At 58.5% G+C, this 313-nt stretch carries 1 protein-coding gene; it reads right to left on the bottom strand.

What is annotated here, in order from left to right; translation table 11 throughout:
• The coding region (locus P0G09_RS17370; protein ID WP_275253299.1) for a glycogen/starch/alpha-glucan phosphorylase at positions 1-313 on the bottom strand (313 nt) is incomplete at both ends.

Here is a 313-nt window from a genome sequence, read left to right as displayed (position 1 = left end):
GCAGTGTTGTAGTTGCCCAGAGAGAAGCTGGACATATCAAAGTCAGGAGCCTTGGCCTGCCACAGGCGCAGCTTGGCAACGCCCTTGCCATCGTAGCCCTGCACATACAGGTCGGAGGGCACAGCCATAACGCTGTTGTAGTTGGTGTGCTGGATATAGTGGAAGCCGTGATCCCAGTTCTCGCGGATCTCGCCGTCAAAGCAGACCTCGATGGCCTGATCGGGGTGGCTCTTCAGACAGACCTGACCGCCGGGCAGACAGTTGTCAGCGCGCTCCTGCTGCCAGCCGTCCACGATCTTCTGCTTGAAAATGC

The organism is Faecalibacterium sp. DFI.5.82 (genome assembly GCF_029076575.1).
Classification (GTDB): Bacteria; Bacillota; Clostridia; order Oscillospirales; family Ruminococcaceae; genus Faecalibacterium; species Faecalibacterium duncaniae.
This window is presented reverse-complemented; position numbering and strand designations above follow the sequence as displayed.